Source organism: Achromobacter insolitus, assembly GCF_002209555.1.
In the GTDB taxonomy this organism is placed as follows: domain Bacteria; phylum Pseudomonadota; class Gammaproteobacteria; order Burkholderiales; family Burkholderiaceae_B; genus Achromobacter; species Achromobacter insolitus.
The window spans coordinates 151,290-167,766 of record NZ_NJIF01000003.1 but is presented as its reverse complement, the minus strand read 5'-3'; the positions used below and the strand labels follow the sequence as shown (position 1 = coordinate 167,766).

The following is a 16,477-nucleotide window of genomic DNA, read 5'->3' as shown; positions in this document are numbered from 1 at the left end:
CCACTTTTCAGGTCACGTGTTGCAGAAAGTCCTTGAGCCGCTGGCTGGGGGGATTGCTGAGCAATTCGCCCGGCGGACCATCATGGGCGATCTTGCCCGCGTCGATGAAGATCAGACGGCTGCCCACCTTGCGCGCGAATTCCATTTCATGCGTGACCACCACCATGGTCATGCCCTCCTCGGCCAGGTCGCGCATGACCTTGAGGACTTCGTGGCGCAGTTCCGGATCCAGCGCTGAAGTAGGCTCGTCGAACAGCATCAGCTTGGGCTTGATTGCCAGCGCGCGGGCAATTGCCACGCGCTGCTGCTGCCCGCCTGACAGTTCGGATGGATAGTGGTTCATGCGCTCGGCCAGGCCGACCTTGGCCAGCAGGGTTTCGGCCAGTTCGCGCGCTTCGGCGCGGCTCTGTCCGCGAGTGTGCACGGGACCGAACATTACATTTTCCAGCGCCGTCATTTGCGGGAACAGATTGAACTGCTGGAACACCATGCCGGCTTCGCGCCTGATCTCGCGCACTTGCGCGGCCCCTCCCTTCACGCTCAGGCCATCGACCAGCAAGTCGCCGTCGTTGATGGTTTCCAGCACGTTGATGCAGCGCAGGAACGTGGATTTGCCGGAGCCCGACGGCCCGACCACCACCACGACCTCGCCCGCGTCGATGTTCAGCGAGATCCCGTTGAGCACCACGGACTCGCCGAAGGTCTTGGTGACATTGTGGAATTCAACCATGCTCATAATATGCGCATCCTTCTTTCAACCAGATGCAGGGCCAGCGCCATCAGGCCGGTCAGGATCAGGTAAACGATCGCGACTGCCGACCAGATCTCGACTGCACGAAAGTTGCTGGCCATGATTTCCTGGCCTTGCCGGGTCAGTTCGGCCACCCCGATCACGATGAAGAGCGACGAGTCCTTGAGACTGATGATGCACTGGTTGCCCAGCGGCGGAATCATGCGGCGAAACGCCACCGGTCCGATGATGTGAAAAAGGATCTTGTGAAACGGCAGCCCCATGGCCTGTCCGGCTTCCTTCAGGCCCTTGTGCACGGACAGCAGCGCGCCGCGCACGATCTCGGAAATGTAGGCCCCTGAATTGATGATGAGCGTGGCGATGGCCGCCCACTCCGCGTCCACCCTGATGTTCGCCAGCAAGGGCAAGGCGAAATAGATGAACATCACCTGCACCACGATGGGCGTGCCGCGGATGACCGCGACGTAGACCTGCGCGATGGCCGACAGGATGGGATGGCCATAGGCCCGCGTAACGCCGGACAGCGCACCCAGCAAGAAACCGCCGAACAACCCCCAGAACGTGATCTTGATGGTCATCAGCGTCCCCTCGAGCAGATTGGGTAGCGCGTCCCTGATTACAGTCCAGTCAAACTCCACGATATTCCCCCTAAGGCGCGGCGCCGCGTCATAGCGCGGCGGAAGCGGCGCGAGACCGCCGGCCGGACTGCGGCTTGGCAGCCGGCATCAGCCGGCGCAGGCCGATGCCGGACGGTCCCGGAATGCAACGCGAACCCGCAGGCTCAAGGCTTCTTGCCGAACCACTTGGTGTAGATGGCGTCGTACTGGCCGTTGGCCTTCAGCGTGGCCAGCGCCTTGTTTACCTGCGGCACCAGATCGCTGCCCTTGGGGAAGGCGATGCCATAGAAGTCGCCGCTCTTGACCGAGCCCACCACCTTCACGCGCCCCTTGCCGGCCGTGTTGGCGTAGTACTGGACGTTGGGCGTGTCGTGCACCGCCGCATCCACCCGGCCCGTGGCAAGCTCCAGATAGGCGTTGTCGATGTTCGGGAACAGCTTGAGCTTGGCGTCCGGCACCTGGGCTTTCAGGAAGTCCACGGTGGCGGTTCCAGTCTTGACCGCGACGGTCTTGCCGGCCAGGGACTTGGCGTCCTTGATGTCGGTGTTCTTTTCGCCGACCAGAATGGCCAGGCCGCTTTCGTAATAGGGATCGGAGAAATCGATGACCTTCTTGCGGTCATCGCGGATCGTGATGCCGGCAAGCGCCGCATCGATGTTCTTGGTCTGCAGGCCCGGGATGATGCCGGCGAAATCCATCGGCTGCAGTTTGTACTTGAGGTTGAGTTCCTTGGCGATGGCAGCCCAGAGATCCACGTCAAAGCCCACATAGGTATTACCCTGCTTGAACTCGAACGGCACGAAAGCGGTATCGGTGGCAACCACCAATTCCTTGCCTTGGGCATACGCGCCAGAAGCAGCGCCGAACATGGCCACGGACAGGCCGACCAGTGCGGCGGCGACTTTGCGTTTGATCATGAAACTCTCCTCTTGGGGACCAGTCGGCACCCCGGGGTTGTTGTAGGGGCATGATTCCTGGGCCATGCCGGGGTTTGCGGCGCGGCTTACCGACGATCTTAACGCATACGTCCCCACCCGGCAGCGGCTGGAAAATTTACAATCCGCATGACACCCGGAGGATTTCCATGGCCTACAAATATGTGCGCATTGCCGGAAACCGGCGTCAGACCGGCTTGGCGCTGGGCAAGCTGGCGCGCCCCCTGATGGCGACCTACCTGGACCAGAGCCGCACCTGGGAGGCGTTGCGCCCATGGCGCGGCCACGCCTTCCTGGATACGTTGGCGCAGCAAGCGAAAGCGGCGTTGCCGGCGATCTGGGAAGAACTGGAAGGCCTGGCCGAAGGCCTGCATATGCCGGTCGAAGACGTCCTGCTGTGGAACTGCCGCGGCGACTTGCTGCACAGCACCACCGACGGCTGCACGTCGGTCGCGCTGAAGGCGGCGGACGGCTCTCGCTGGATCGCGCACAACGAGGACGGCGATCCCTATCTGCACGGGCGTTGCCATCTGGTCGACGTGGCGCTGGAAGACGCGCCCGGCTATGTCAGCTTCTACTATCCCGGCTCCCTGCCCGGCCACACTTTCGGTGCCAACCGCGCCGGACTGGTACAGACGATCAACAACCTACGCCTGCGGCAACGGCATCCGGGCGTGCCGCGCATGCTGATGGCGCGCGCCATTCTGGATTGCGCCACGCTGGACGAGGCGCTGACGCTGCTGCGGGAAATGCCGCATTCCGGCGGCTTTCATCACACCCTGGGAGCTGCTGGCGACCCGCGCCTCGTCAGCGCAGAGGTCACGCCGGGCGCGGTCTCCGTCCTGGAGATCGGCACACGCTACGGCCACGCCAATCACATCGTGCATGCGGACATGGGCGGCGTGGCCCAGATCATCACGGATTCGTCGCGGGCGAGGCAGAATCGCATCGAGGGCATCGTGGACGGTTGGTCCGGCGATACCGGCCGCGACGACCTGCTTGCCGCCTTGCACGATACGCAGGGCGAATTGCCGATCCTGCGCACCGCGCCGGACGATCCCGACGACGAAAACACCTTGGCGACCGCGGTCTTCGAAATCCAGGAAAACGAAGTGACCTTGCGGGTCTACGACCGGAAGGCCAAAGCCGACATCGTGTTGGACGTAATGTCGGACACCGAGTAAAGCGCGCGCCTCACCCACCAGCACAAAGGCCGCGTCATTCCTGACGCGGCCTTCGCGCGGTACCGGCGCTGCCCTGCCCTAGGCGTGGCCGTAGCCGCCGCCTCCCGGGGTTTCAATGACAAAAATGTCACCCGGATGCAGTTGCGCGCTATCCTGCGGCCCCAGTTCCTGGATGGAACCGTCGGCGCGCTCGATCGAGTTGCGACCCATGGCGCCGGGCTGCCCGCCCGCCAGGCCGAACGGCGCGTACAGGCGGTTGTTCGACAGGATGGCCGCGGTCATGTCCTCCAGGAAGCGGATGCGGCGCACACCGCCGTCACCGCCCGGATAGCGGCCAGCCCCGCCCGAACCCTTGCGAATTTCGTAGGATTCCAGGCGCACAGGGAAACGGAACTCCAGCACTTCAGGGTCCGTCAGCCGCGAGTTGGTCATGTGGGCCTGCACCAGCGACGTGCCCGCGAATCCCTCGTCGTCAGGTCCAGCCGCATCGATGCGCACCGGACCGGCGCCCGTGCCGCCGGAGATCGTCTCGTAATACTGGTGGCGGGCATTGCCGAAGGTGAAGTTGTTCATCGTGCCCTGGCTCGCGGCCAGCACGCCCAGCGCGCCATACAGCGCGTTGACGATGCACATCGACGTCTCCACGTTGCCCGCCACCACCGAGGCCGGAGGATTGGGGCGCAGCATCGAGCCTTCGGGAAGGATGATGGACAGCGGCACGAGGCAGCCGTCGTTCAGCGGGATGTCGTCGTTGACCAGCGTGCGGAACACATACAGCACCGCAGCCACGGCGATGGCGCCCGGTGCGTTGAAGTTGTTGTCCAGCTGGTTGGACGTGCCGGTGAAGTCCACCACGGCGCTACGCGCCTCGGTATCGACCTTGACGGCCACACGGATCACCGCGCCGTTGTCCAGCGGGTACTCGTAGCTGCCGTCCTTCAGCACCGAAATCACGCGGCGCACCGCTTCCTCGGCATTGTCCTGCACGTGTCCCATGTAGGCACGAACCACGTCCAGGCCGAAGTGGTCGCACATGCGCAGCAACTCCTGCACGCCCTTTTCGTTGGCGGCGATCTGCGCGTGCATGTCGGCGATGTTCTGGTCAGGGTTGCGCGCCGGCCAGCGGCCCGAACTCAGGATGCCGCGGGCAGCGGCCTCGCGGAACTCGCCGTCCTTCACCAGCTGGAAGTTGGTGAACAGCACGCCCTCGTCTTCCACCGTCTTTGAATCCGGCGGCATCGACCCCGGCGTGGTGCCGCCGATATCGGCATGGTGGCCGCGAGATCCCACGTAGAACAGGATCTCCTTGCCCTCGCGATCGAACACCGGAGTGATGACGGTGACGTCGGGCAAGTGCGTGCCGCCATGGTAAGGATCGTTCACCACATAGGCGTCGCCTGGCCGCATGTTGCCGGCATTGGCGCGCATGACCGTGCGCACGGATTCGCCCATGGATCCCAGGTGCACCGGCATATGCGGCGCGTTGGCGATCAAGCGCGCCCGGGCATCGAAAATCGCGCAGGAGAAGTCCAGGCGCTCCTTGATGTTGACCGAATAAGCGGTGTTCTGCAGCCGGTAGCCCATCTGCTCGGCAATCGACATGAAGAGGTTGTTGAACACCTCCAGCATGACCGGATCGGCCTGCGTACCGATGGCGCGACGCTCTGGACGGGCTTCGACGCGGCGAATCACGAAGTGGTCCTGCGCCGTCAGTTCCGCCTGCCAACCGGCCTCGACAACCGTGGTCTGGTTGGGCTCGGAAATGATGGCGGGCCCGGCCACCACGTCCCCGCCCGCCATGTCCTCGCGCACATACAACGGGGTATCGCGCCACGCGCCGCCGCTGTACATGCTGACGACGCGGCTGGGGACCAGCGCGCCTGCGCGCGCGCGCGGGGTTGATGCCTCGCTGACACGCTCGCCGCCGCCCGTGGCCTCGACCGAAATGGTTTCCACCACCAGCTCGCGGTTGGGCATCAGGAAGGAATAGCGTTGACGGTAGGCCGCCTCGAAGTCTTTGCGCGCCTGCTCCAGGTCCGTGTAGGCCACTTCCAGCGCAGTGTCGGTGCCGCGGTACTTCAAGTGCAGGCGGCGCTGCACGCTGATGTCGCTTTCGGCCACGTGCTGGCGGCGCAGTTCACCCGCAGCCTGGCCGGCCAACTCGTCGAGTTCGCCTTTCAGCGCCTGCATCAGGTCTGCATCCAGAACCTTCTCGACCGTCTTCTGGCGCATGTCGGTCTGATCTGCCAGGCCCATGCCATAGGCGGACAGCACACCGCCCAGGGGATGCGCGAACACCGTCGTCATGCCCAGCGCGTCGGCGACCAGGCACGCATGCTGGCCGCCCGCGCCGCCGAAGACGGTCAACGCGTACTCGGTCACGTCATGGCCTCGCTGCACAGAGATGCGCTTGATCGCCTCGGCCATATTGCCGACCGCGATTTCGAGGAAACCCTCGGCCAGTTGCTCCGGGCTCATCTCGCGGCCGGTGGCGGCGCGCACTTCGTCCGACATGGCTTTGAAGCGCGCCACGACCGCATCGCGATCCAGGGGCTCATTGGCGTCGGGGCCGAAGACCTTGGGGAAGAAGTCGGGCTGGATCTTGCCCAACAGCACGTTGCAGTCCGTCACCGCCAGCGGGCCGCCGCGGCGATAGCAGGCGGGGCCAGGATTGGCGCCGGCCGAATCCGGCCCCACGCGCAGGCGCGCACCGTCGAAATGCAGGATCGAACCGCCGCCCGCCGCCACCGTATGAATGCTCATCATGGGCGCGCGCATGCGCACGCCCGCGACCTGGGTTTCGAACTCGCGCTCGAATTCACCCGCGTAATGGGACACATCGGTGGAAGTGCCCCCCATGTCGAAGCCGATGACCTTGGGAAAGCCCGCGATCTCGCTGGTGCGCACCATGCCGACGATGCCGCCGGCCGGCCCGGACAGAATGGCGTCCTTCCCGCGGAAGCGGTGCGCGTCCGTCAGGCCGCCGCTGGATTGCATGAACATGAGGCGGATGCCCGGCAGTTCGCCGGCCACCTGATCCACATAGCGCTTCAGGATCGGCGACAGATAAGCATCCACCACCGTGGTGTCGCCACGCGACACGAACTTGATCAGCGGGCTGACCTCGTGCGAGGCCGACACCTGCGGGAAGCCCACTTCACGCGCAATGCGCGCGGCGATGCGCTCGTGCTCGGGCGCGTGCCAGGCGTGCATGAAGACGATGGCCACGGCGCGGATACCGCTGTCGTAGGCCGCCTGCATGGCGGCGCGCAGGGCTTGCTGGTCCAGCTCGCGGATCACGGCGCCGTCGGCCGCCACGCGCTCATCAGCCTCCACCACCGATTCGTAGAGCATCTCCGGCAGCAGGACGTTGCGGTCGAAGAGGCGTGGACGGTTCTGGTAAGCAATGCGCAGGCCGTCTCGAAAACCCCGTGTCGTCACCAGCAAGGTGCGCTCGCCCTTGCGTTCCAGCAAGGCGTTGGTGGCCACCGTGGTGCCCATCTTCACGCATTCGACCTGATCGGCAGGCACGGGCTGGCCGGGCGCGATGCCCAGCAGTTTGCGGATGCCGGCCACCGCCGCGTCGCGATACTGCTCGGGATTTTCCGAAAGCATCTTGGCAGTGGTGGTGGTGCCGTCGGGGCGCCGGGCCACGATGTCGGTAAAGGTGCCCCCACGATCAATCCAGAATTGCCACTTCATAGGTGTCCTTGCAAACAAAGGGTCGCCGCGGCGCCTGCGGCCGCGCGCGGGTAAACGGAATCAGAGAGAGGTCGCCGCGCGAGCGGCCTGGTCGTACAGGCCGGACAGCGCGCGCAGTGTGTGGGCCAATTGGCGGCTGTAGTCCAGCCCGCCCCCACCCGGCGCGTCCAGGCCGGAGGTCAGGCATTGCTCACGGATCTCGGCATAGCGCTTCAGGATGGCCGCGCCTTCCGCCGTGACGCTGTAGAAGACTTCCTTGCTGCTGCGTTCGCCCTTGACCACCCCCAGGCGGTCCAGCTTCTTGAGCGCATAGCTGACGATGTGGGTGTCCTCGACGTTCAGGGTGAAGCAGATGTCCGCGAGCTTCTTTGGCCGCTCGCGGTGATAGACATGATGAAAGACCATCACATCCGTAGGCGTCAGGTCGGGCAGCCCTGCCGCGGCCATGCAGCGCACGGTCCAGCGGTCGAAGGCGTGGCTGGCGATCATCAGGCCGAATTCCACTTCGGAGAGGTCGGGCGCGCTGCCGCCAGCCAGATGGGCTGACGAGGCAATCAAAGCAGGTGTCATGGGAGACGCTAGCCGAGTTTATGTGAGCGAAATACTAATAATTTATCTATATTTCATCAATAAAAAATACGGTAGCGGCGGCCGGAATCCCCTCTTTCGAGGGAATACCCCTATAAGACTGCAAGAAAAAGGACGGCTACGGCGCCGACCAGCCCATGGGCAGATTGGCCCGGATCAATGAGCCGGCGATGGAAATCCGCGGCGCGATGTCTGGCATCGCGTCACCCGGACCGAACCAGCGCGCATCGGCGATCTCGTCCTCCTGGACACGGATGTCGCCGGACACGTAGTCCGCCGTGAACGCCACCATGAGTGAGTGCGGAAATGGCCAGGATTGGCTGCCGAAGTACTGGAGGTTGCCGACCTTCAGGCCAACTTCCTCGTGGACTTCGCGGTGGATGGTCTGCTCGATGCTTTCCCCGGGCTCGACGAACCCGGCAAGCGCGGTATAGCGCGACGTAGCGGTGGTGGTGTGGCGCGCCAGCAGGATGCTGTCGCCCTTGCGGATCAGCACCATCATGGCGGGCGATATGCGGGGATAGGCCGAGAAACCGCAAGACGGGCAGCGCAGGCAGAACTCGGTGGGCACGCGTTCCGACGGCGTGCCGCAGACGCCACAGAACCTGTGCGTGCGCGCCCATTCGGCGATCTGGTAGGCGCGGCCCGCCAGCGCCATGCGCTCGTCGTCGAGTACGCCGAACAACGAGCGCAGCTTACGGAATGCATAGCCTTGCGGGGGCTCCACGCCGGGCTCGACGTGCACGGTGCGGTACGGCGAACCGGGCAACGTCCAGATCGGCTGCAAAGCCGCGGCCGCCACTCCTATCCGCACGCATACGGCGGTGTCCGGCAATACGGCGGACGTCTCTTCAACCAGCAATTCATCACGACGGAAAACGAAGTTCACACACGCCTCGGCACCATGCTTTCGATATCGCAATGTTAGAAGAAAACAGCGGCGCGCAGGCGCCGCCCACGTCGCATTGCGCAAAGATTGAACCCTCAAGCATCCCGGCGGGCGCAGCGCTTAGGAATAACCCGTAAAGAGGCGATTTCACGCGCCTCGTCGCCGCAGAGCAACATAGAATGGCACGGTTTTTCAGCTGCGCGTCATTGCCGCAGCGCTCTCTTTTTCGCAATGCCTATCGGGCACAACCCGGCTTCACCATTCGCAAAGAAGGACCACCCATGCACAAGAAAATCTCCCTGCTCGCCGGCAGCATCGTCCTGGCGTTCAGCGCGGGCGCGCAAGCGCAAACGAAATGGGATCTGCCCACCGCCTACCCGGCCAGCAACTTCCACGTCGAAAACCTGACCACCTTCGTCAAGGACGTGGACACGCTGTCGGAAGGCAAGCTGAAGATCACGCTGCACAACAACGCGTCGCTCTACAAGGCGCCCGAGATCAAGCGCGCGGTGCAAGGCAACCAGGCGCAGATCGGTGAAATCCTGCTGACGAACTTCGCCAACGAAGATCCGATCTACGAACTGGACGGCCTGCCCTTCCTGGCCACCGGCTATGACGCGTCCTTCAAGCTCTATCAGGCGCAGAAGCCCTTCCTTGAGAAGAAGCTGAACGCGCACGGCATGACCCTGCTGTATGCCGTGGCCTGGCCGCCCCAGGGCATCTTCGCCAACAAGGAGATCAAGCAGATCACCGACATGAAGGGCCTGAAGTGGCGCGCCTACAGCCCGGTGACGGCCAAGATCGCCGAACTGGTCGGCGCGCAACCGGTCACGGTGCAGCAAGCCGAACTGGCGCAGGCCATGGCTACCGGGGTGATCGATTCTTATATGTCCTCGGCGTCCACGGGCTATGACACCAAGACCTACGAGTACATCAAGAAGTTCTACGACACGCAGGCCTGGCTGCCGAAGAACGCCATCATCGTCAACAAGAAGGCATTCGACGCGCTCGACCCCGCCACGCAGGCCGCCCTGAAGAAGGCCGGCGCGCAGGCCGAGGAACGCGGCTGGAAGCTGTCGCAGGAAAAGAACAAGTGGTACCAGGCCGAGCTGGCCAAGAACGGCATGGAAACCATTCAGCCCACGGTCGAGCTGAAGGAAGGCCTGTCCGTGATCGGCAAGCGCATGCTGGACGACTGGCTCAAGAAGGCCGGCGCCGACGGCCAAGCGATGATCGACGCCTACAAGAAGCAGTGATATCCCCATGCGCCGCTTTCTAGATGGTCTTTACGGCGCGGCCGGCCTCCTGGCCGGCCTGTGCACGATCGGCGTCCTAGTGTCGGTGCTGGCGGCGATCATCGCGCGCCAGCTCAGCATGAACATACCCGGCACGGACGCCTATGCCGGGTATTTCATGGCCGCCGCCGGTTTTCTCGCCCTTGCCAGCACCTTCAAGCACGGCGAACACATCCGCGTGACGCTGCTGCTCAATTCGCTCAAACCCGCCGCGGGTCGCAAGCTGGATATCTTCGCCCTGGCGGTCGGCTGCCTGCTGGCCTCCGCTTTTGCGTTCTTCAGCATCAAACTGACCTACGACTCCTGGCAATTCAACGACATCTCCACTTCCAACGACGCCACGCCGCTCTGGATTCCCCAGCTCAGCATGGCCGTGGGCACGGTGCTGTTCCTGGTTGCCCTGATCGACGAGCTCATCCGACGCTCACGCGGCCTGGCCGCCGCCACTTCGCAGCAAACCCATGAATGAACTTCTCGTCATTACCTTATTGGTCGTCTCGATCTTCGCGCTGCTGGGTTGCGGCGTCTGGGTTGGCCTGACCCTGGCGGGAACCGCCTGGATCGGCATGGAAATCTTCTCCAGCCGGCCCGCGGGCGACGCCATGGCAGTCACCATCTGGGGCGCGTCCTCCAGCTGGACGCTGACCGCCCTGCCGCTCTTCCTGTGGATGGGCGAAATCCTGTTCCGCACGCGTTTGTCGGAAGACCTGTTCAAAGGGCTCGCTCCCTGGCTCAATCGCCTTCCGGGACGGTTGCTGCACACCAACGTGATCGGTTGCGCCATCTTCGCGGCGGTCTCTGGCTCCTCCGCGGCGACCTGCGCCACGGTGGGCAAGATGACCATCCCCGAACTGACGCGCCGCGGCTATCCCGAGGACAAGATCCTGGGCACGCTATCGGGCGCCGGCACGCTGGGCCTGCTGATACCGCCGTCCATCATCATGATCGTGTATGGCGTGGCAGCGGATGTGTCCATCGCCAAGCTTTTCATCGCCGGCATCGTGCCGGGCATCCTGCTGGCCCTGCTGTTCATGGGCTATATCGCGTGGTGGGCAATCCGTAACCCCGGCCAGGTGCCGGCGGCCGACCCTGGCCTGTCGCTGATGGAAAAGCTGTCGCGCTCGCGCCATCTGATCCCGGTGATGCTGCTGATCGGCGCGGTGCTGGGCTCCATCTACACCGGTATCGCCACCGCGACGGAAGCCGCGGCGGTGGGCGTTGTGGGCGCCTTGATCCTGTCGGCGCTGCAAGGGTCGCTGAACCGCTCCACCTTCATGCAATCGCTGCTGGGCGCCACCCGGCTGTACTGCATGATCGCGCTGATCCTGGCGGGCGCGCAGTTCCTGACCCTGGCGATGGGTTATATCGGCCTGCCGCGGGCGCTGGCGGAATGGATTGGCGGCCTCGGCCTGTCGCAGTTCGGGCTGATCATGGCGCTGATGGTGTTCTTCATCGTCCTGGGCTGCTTCCTGGATGGCATTTCGATCGTCGTGCTGACCATGGGCGTGCTGCTGCCCACGGTGCAAGCTGCCGGCATCGACCTGATCTGGTTCGGCATCTTTATTGTGTTCGTTGTTGAAATGGCACAAATCACGCCCCCGGTCGGGTTCAACCTGTTCGTGCTGTCCGGCATGAGCGGACGGGAACTGCCCTACATCGCGCGCGCTTCGCTGCCGATGTTCTTTCTCATGATCCTGGCCGTGCTGCTGCTGTATGCCGTGCCTGGCATAGCGACGTGGCTACCGCTGCACATGACGCTGTAGCTCGGCGCCTGACCCAAAACCCCGTTCCTGTAACGGGGTTTTTTTCGCCCTGGCGCATGCTTCACACGGGCGCCTCCTGTTTTGCCGTCCTGTAAACCAGGGAAAACGCCACAAAACTGCGGGTGTCGCTCGGGTCCCATCTTTTCTAGAATTCCGAGGCGCCGATACGTTGCAACATTACGGCGTATATGTGCATATGCGGCCGTCGCCCGGACCCGCGCTTACCCAAAGCGTCGGAGCGATGGCCCAGCGCCTGACGATCCGCCAGGCGTATCCAGCCGGGCCAAAAGCCCGGCGCCACTAAAAATAGCTTTACCAGGAGGAGCCCCCGCATGAAACGCATCACCCTTACCCTGGCCCTGGCAGGCCTGGGCATGACCGCCGGCACGGCCCAGGCAGAAACCAGCGTCACCCTTTACGGCATCGCCGACGTCAGCATCCGCTACCTCAGCACCAGCGCGGGCAGCGTCGGAGAAGACGGCAGCCGCGTGTCCATGGAGAACGGCGCCATTTCCAACAGCCGCTGGGGCCTGCGCGGCTCGGAAGATCTCGGCAACGGCAACCGCGCCTTCTTCCGCCTTGAAAACGGCTTCAACATGCAGAACGGCCGGGGCTCGGATCCGGCCAAGACCTTCAGCCGCCTGGCCTACATCGGCCTGGACGGCGGCAACATCGGCGCGCTGACCCTCGGCCTGCAAAATACCCCGATGTTCGACCTGCTGGCCGATTACTTCGACCCCCTGACCGTGGGCAACTACGACCAGAACGCCTGGCTGCCCGCCGCCATGTCGCGCGTGCGCACCAACAACATGACCAAGTACTCCAACACCGTTGGGGACCTGGCTTTCGTGCTGTCGTGGGCCAATGGCGAAGACTGGAGCGACCATAAGGCCGGCCAGCAGTACGGAGCCAGCCTGCGCTACACCGTCGGCCAACTCGGCCTGGGCGCGGCCTATCAGCAGACCTACGAGGGCACGGATTCCGATCTGCGCCAGCGCGTCTGGAACCTGAACGCTTCCTATCAATTCGAAGGCGCAAAGGTGTTCGCCGGCTATTACAACGGCCGCGATGAAACCGGCTGGGTCAATGCCGTCATGGGCGGCACGCCCAACCCTGGCCTGGATCGCAAGGACAACGGCTACTTTGCCGGCGTTACCTGGCAAGCCACGCCGCGCTGGGCCATTACGGGCGCCGCCTACTACGACCAGAGCAAGAACGTGGTCGAAGACGGCGACAAGGGCAAGCGCTACGCGCTGGTCGCCGTGGCCGAGTACTCGCTGTCCAAGCGCTCGCAGGTTTACGGCACCGTGGACTGGAACAAAGTCAGCGACGCCGCCAGCGGCGAAATCGCCGGCAAGAGCAATCAGCTCGGCGCCGCAGTGGGCTTCCGCCACATCTTCTGATGACCCCGCCGTGCCGGACGTGCTTCGCGTCCGGCACGGCGTATCCTCACATACCCAGGTAGGCCTTGCGCACCTCGTCCGAGGCGGCCAGTTCCGCGGCTTCTCCCGACAGCGCCACCCTGCCGCTTTGCATCACATAAGCGCGCGCCGCGACCTCCAGCGCCTGCGCCATATTCTGCTCCACCAGCAAGACCGACAGGCCATCGTCGCGATTCAACGCCGCCAAGGCATCGAAAACCTGCTCCACCAGCAAAGGCGACAGGCCCAGGCTGGGCTCGTCGATCAGCAGCAGACGAGGTCCGCTCATCAGCGCCCGGCCGATGGCCAGCATCTGACGCTCGCCGCCGGACATCGTGCCTGCCAGTTGCGCACGACGCTCCTTCAGACGCGGGAACAAGGTATATACGCGCTCCAGGCGTTCGCCGTAGACACGCTCGTCGCGCACGGTGTAGGCGCCCAGCCGCAGGTTCTGCTCCACCGGTTGACGGGCGAACACCCGGGCGCCTTCCGGAATCATGGAGATGCCCTGGGTCACGAGCTTGTCCGGCGGCGTGCCAGTAATGTCCCGGCCTTCAAACACCACCCGCCCCCCCTTGGGCTTGACCGACCCCACGATGGCCATCAAGGTGCTGGACTTGCCAGCGCCATTGGCGCCCAGCAAGGCCGCGATTTCGCCCGGCCTGACTTCCAGCGATACGCCCCGCACCGCCTGCACGCCTCCATAGGCCACGCTCAGCTCTTCCACTTTCAGCATCGCATCAGGCACGGTGTTTTCTCCCCAGATAGGCTTCGATCACGGCGGGATCGCGCACAATCTCCTGCGGCGCGCCCTCCGCGATCATCTGGCCGAAATTCAGCACCAATACCCGCTGCGCCAACCGCATGACCACCTCCAGCACGTGCTCCACGATGATGAGCGTGACGCCAGACGCATGGATGCCCCGCAGGATTCCGGCCAGGGCAATGGCCTCGGCGGGGTTCAGCCCGCCCGCCACTTCGTCCAGCAGCAGCATGCGCGGTTCGGTCGCCAGCGCCCGGGCCAGCTCGACCCGCTTCTGTCCGGCCACATTGAGTTCGGCCGCCCTCACGTCCGCGCGTTCGGCGAGCCCCACGAGTTCCAACACCCGCGCAGACTCCCGGCGCGCGTCCTGAAGGCGCGGATGGCGCAGCAGCGCGCCGACCATGGCGTTCTCCAGCACCGTCATCTGGCCGAAGCTGCGCGGGATCTGATAGGTGCGCACCAAGCCCATGGCGGCAACTTGCTCGGGCCTGCGTCCTATCATGGACTGGCCGTCGAAGGTCACGGATCCGGAAGTGGGCTCATGATGGCCCACCAGGCCGTTGAACAAGGTGCTCTTGCCCGCGCCGTTGGGACCGATGATGGCGACGATTTCGCCCGCTTCGACCGACAGGGAGATATCCTTGTTTGCCACCAGGCCGCCAAATTGCTTGGTCAGGTTCTTAACGTCCAGCAGAGCCACGGCGCCTCCTCAATGTCACCAGCCCACCCGGCAGGAACAGCGTGACCAGCAGGATGGCCAGGCCGAAGACCAGCAGGTCCAGGCCCATGCCCGAACTGCCCCACAACACACGCGTGCCCTCGGACAGCGGCAGCAGCACCGCCGCGCCCAGCCACGGGCCGATCAGCGTGCCCACGCCGCCCAGGATGGTCACCAGCACGACTTGCACCGACATCGTCAGGTTGAACATGGACTCCGGATCGATGAAACCGACATACATGGCGAAGAAGCCGCCCCACACCCCCGTCATGCCCGCCGACATCACGAACGCCAGCATCTTGTAGCGGTCCGCGGGTACCCCCAGGCTGCGCGAAGCAGCCTCGTCGCCGTTGATCGCACGCCAGTAGAAGCCGGTCTTGGAATGCACCAGGAAGAACGTTGCGCAAAAGGTCAGGAAGGCCAGGCCCACGGCGATCCAGTAGTAAGGCACCTTGCTGCGGAACAGCAGCATCCAGGCGGCATCGCCAATCGGTGCCTCCAGCCCGACCGCGCCGCCCGCCCATTCCCAGTTGATCATCAGCAAGAGGCCGATCTGCAGCAGCGCAATGGTGGCCATCGCGAAATAATGGCCGGAGAGCCGCAGCGTGGGGCCGCCGACCAGCCATGCCAGCCCAGCGCTGATCAGCCCGCCCAGCGGAATACCCAGAAGCGGCGTGAGCTTCAGATGATGCAGCAACAGCAGGGTCGTATAGCCCCCTACCCCCACGAACACGCTGTGCCCGAAGGAGATCCGCCCCAGGAAGCCGCCGACAAGGTTCCAGCACGCGCCCAGCGCGCCGAACATGATCGCCAGCAACAGCACCTGCAAGGTGAATGCGTCCTTCACCACCAGCGGCACCCGGGCCATTAGGATGGCGGCCACCGCTGCCGCCGCGACCGGCCACTTAGGCACGCCGGCCGATGCGGCGTCGAGTTTGCGAGTCGTGTTCATCTCACCACCGCCCGAACAGGCCACGCGGCCGATACCAGAGAACCAGGATGAACAGGATGAAAACGCTCACCGTCTTCAATGCCGGCGCAACGAAGTAGCCCGTCATCGCCTCGATGATGCCAATCAGGATCCCCGCGATGAAGGCGCCTGGCAAGGAACCGAAGCCGCCCATGCATACCGCCACGAAAGCCAATAGGCCGAACACCGTTCCCACCGACGGGAACACATAGAAAAACGTGGTGAGCAAGGCTCCGGCCAATCCCACCGCCGCGCTGCCCAGCATCCAGACCTGCGCATTCACACGGTCGGGCGAAATACCTACCAGTGCCGCCACCTGGCGGTCTTCCGCCACGGCCTGCAGGGCGTGGCCCCAGCGGGTGCGATACACCAGCACGAATAGCGCCACCACGACCACCAGCGCGATCAGGCCGGTCACCACCTGGGGCCTGCCCAGCGAAATACCGGCCAAGGTAACGCTGCCTGACACCAGGGTGTCGGGCAGGCTGCGGTAGTCGGGGCTGAAGGCGATGAAGGCGATCTGGCGCAGCACCAGGCCCAGGCCGAAGGTGGCCAGGATGACCGCCATGGCCGGCCCTTTCTGCAAGCGGCGGATAATGAGCGCGTAGGTAAGAAAGCCGACGAAGGCGAGCGCGACGGCCACCAGCGGCGCCGACAACGTGGGGTCGATATGACCCAGCGTGTAGAGCCAGTACGCGGCATACATGCCCAGCATCAGGAATTCGCCATGGGCGAAATTGATGACGTCCGTAATGCCCCAGATCAGCGCCAGCCCCACCGCTACCGCGGCATAGATCAGGCCGTTGAACAGGCCTGCCGAGAGTGCTTCAAACATGGAATGCTCCTCGCGGCGGACCCCGCGGCCCGCCGCGTCAGACTGG

General features: G+C 64.3%; 15 protein-coding genes. 5 read left to right on the top strand and 10 right to left on the bottom strand.

The window, feature by feature from the left end:
• Positions 1-7: 7 nt before the first annotated feature.
• The 3 genes from glnQ to glnH all read right to left on the bottom strand — a co-directional run bounded on the left by glnQ (position 8) and on the right by glnH (position 2,285).
• Positions 8-736, bottom strand: a complete 729-nt coding sequence (gene glnQ / locus CEY08_RS11080; protein WP_042793692.1) for a glutamine ABC transporter ATP-binding protein GlnQ — start codon at positions 734-736, stop codon at positions 8-10.
• Positions 733-1,389: a glutamine ABC transporter permease GlnP gene (glnP, locus tag CEY08_RS11075; protein ID WP_042793693.1), complete on the bottom strand. Its 657-nt coding sequence runs from the start codon at positions 1,387-1,389 to the stop codon at positions 733-735. Before glnP ends, glnQ begins: the two co-directional genes overlap by 4 nt.
• Positions 1,390-1,532: 143 nt before the next feature.
• Positions 1,533-2,285 (bottom strand): glutamine ABC transporter substrate-binding protein GlnH, encoded by a 753-nt coding sequence (gene glnH / locus CEY08_RS11070; RefSeq protein WP_042793694.1) that lies wholly within the window; start codon positions 2,283-2,285, stop codon positions 1,533-1,535.
• A gap of 167 nt (positions 2,286-2,452) precedes the next feature.
• Between glnH and CEY08_RS11065 the strand changes: the two genes are divergently transcribed.
• Positions 2,453-3,487 (top strand): C45 family autoproteolytic acyltransferase/hydrolase, encoded by a 1,035-nt coding sequence (locus tag CEY08_RS11065; protein WP_063640521.1) that lies wholly within the window; start codon positions 2,453-2,455, stop codon positions 3,485-3,487.
• Between the two features lie 78 nt (positions 3,488-3,565).
• On the opposite strand, the gene CEY08_RS11060 is transcribed toward CEY08_RS11065, so the two are convergent.
• From CEY08_RS11060 to nudC, 3 genes are all read right to left on the bottom strand, one after another.
• A complete protein-coding gene (locus tag CEY08_RS11060) occupies positions 3,566-7,189 on the bottom strand; it encodes a hydantoinase B/oxoprolinase family protein (protein ID WP_063640520.1) in 3,624 nt (1,207 codons plus the stop codon).
• Positions 7,190-7,249: 60 nt separating this feature from the next.
• Complete coding sequence (locus CEY08_RS11055) at positions 7,250-7,759, bottom strand: winged helix DNA-binding protein (RefSeq protein WP_042793695.1); 510 nt, start codon at positions 7,757-7,759, stop codon at positions 7,250-7,252.
• A gap of 136 nt (positions 7,760-7,895) precedes the next feature.
• Positions 7,896-8,666, bottom strand: coding sequence for an NAD(+) diphosphatase (nudC, locus tag CEY08_RS11050; RefSeq protein WP_042793696.1), 771 nt, complete (start codon positions 8,664-8,666; stop codon positions 7,896-7,898).
• A gap of 281 nt (positions 8,667-8,947) precedes the next feature.
• On the opposite strand from nudC, the gene CEY08_RS11045 reads away from it, so the two are divergent.
• From CEY08_RS11045 to CEY08_RS11030, 4 genes are all read left to right on the top strand, one after another.
• Positions 8,948-9,922, top strand: a complete 975-nt coding sequence (locus CEY08_RS11045; protein ID WP_042793697.1) for a TRAP transporter substrate-binding protein — start codon at positions 8,948-8,950, stop codon at positions 9,920-9,922.
• 7 nt (positions 9,923-9,929) lie between these two features.
• The gene (locus CEY08_RS11040) at positions 9,930-10,430 is read left to right on the top strand and encodes a TRAP transporter small permease (protein ID WP_042793698.1); all 501 of its coding nucleotides are present in this window, start codon (positions 9,930-9,932) and stop codon (positions 10,428-10,430) included.
• Positions 10,423-11,724 (top strand): TRAP transporter large permease, encoded by a 1,302-nt coding sequence (locus tag CEY08_RS11035; RefSeq protein ID WP_063640519.1) that lies wholly within the window; start codon positions 10,423-10,425, stop codon positions 11,722-11,724. The genes CEY08_RS11040 and CEY08_RS11035 overlap by 8 nt, the downstream gene beginning before the upstream one ends.
• A gap of 332 nt (positions 11,725-12,056) precedes the next feature.
• Complete coding sequence (locus CEY08_RS11030) at positions 12,057-13,127, top strand: porin (RefSeq protein ID WP_076813706.1); 1,071 nt, start codon at positions 12,057-12,059, stop codon at positions 13,125-13,127.
• A 46-nt stretch (positions 13,128-13,173) separates the two neighbouring features.
• Here the strand turns inward: CEY08_RS11030 and CEY08_RS11025 are convergent, their stop codons facing one another.
• The 4 genes from CEY08_RS11025 to CEY08_RS11010 are packed head-to-tail and all read right to left on the bottom strand — an operon-like array spanning position 13,174 to position 16,431.
• On the bottom strand, positions 13,174-13,881 hold the full coding sequence (locus CEY08_RS11025; protein ID WP_063640518.1) for an ABC transporter ATP-binding protein: 708 nt from the start codon (positions 13,879-13,881) through the stop codon (positions 13,174-13,176).
• Positions 13,882-13,885: 4 nt separating this feature from the next.
• Positions 13,886-14,608 (bottom strand): ABC transporter ATP-binding protein, encoded by a 723-nt coding sequence (locus CEY08_RS11020; protein WP_076813708.1) that lies wholly within the window; start codon positions 14,606-14,608, stop codon positions 13,886-13,888.
• Positions 14,589-15,578: a branched-chain amino acid ABC transporter permease gene (locus tag CEY08_RS11015; protein WP_076813711.1), complete on the bottom strand. Its 990-nt coding sequence runs from the start codon at positions 15,576-15,578 to the stop codon at positions 14,589-14,591. Before CEY08_RS11015 ends, CEY08_RS11020 begins: the two co-directional genes overlap by 20 nt.
• 1 nt (position 15,579) lies before the next feature.
• The gene (locus CEY08_RS11010) at positions 15,580-16,431 is read right to left on the bottom strand and encodes a branched-chain amino acid ABC transporter permease (protein ID WP_042793703.1); all 852 of its coding nucleotides are present in this window, start codon (positions 16,429-16,431) and stop codon (positions 15,580-15,582) included.
• Positions 16,432-16,477 lie beyond the last annotated feature (46 nt).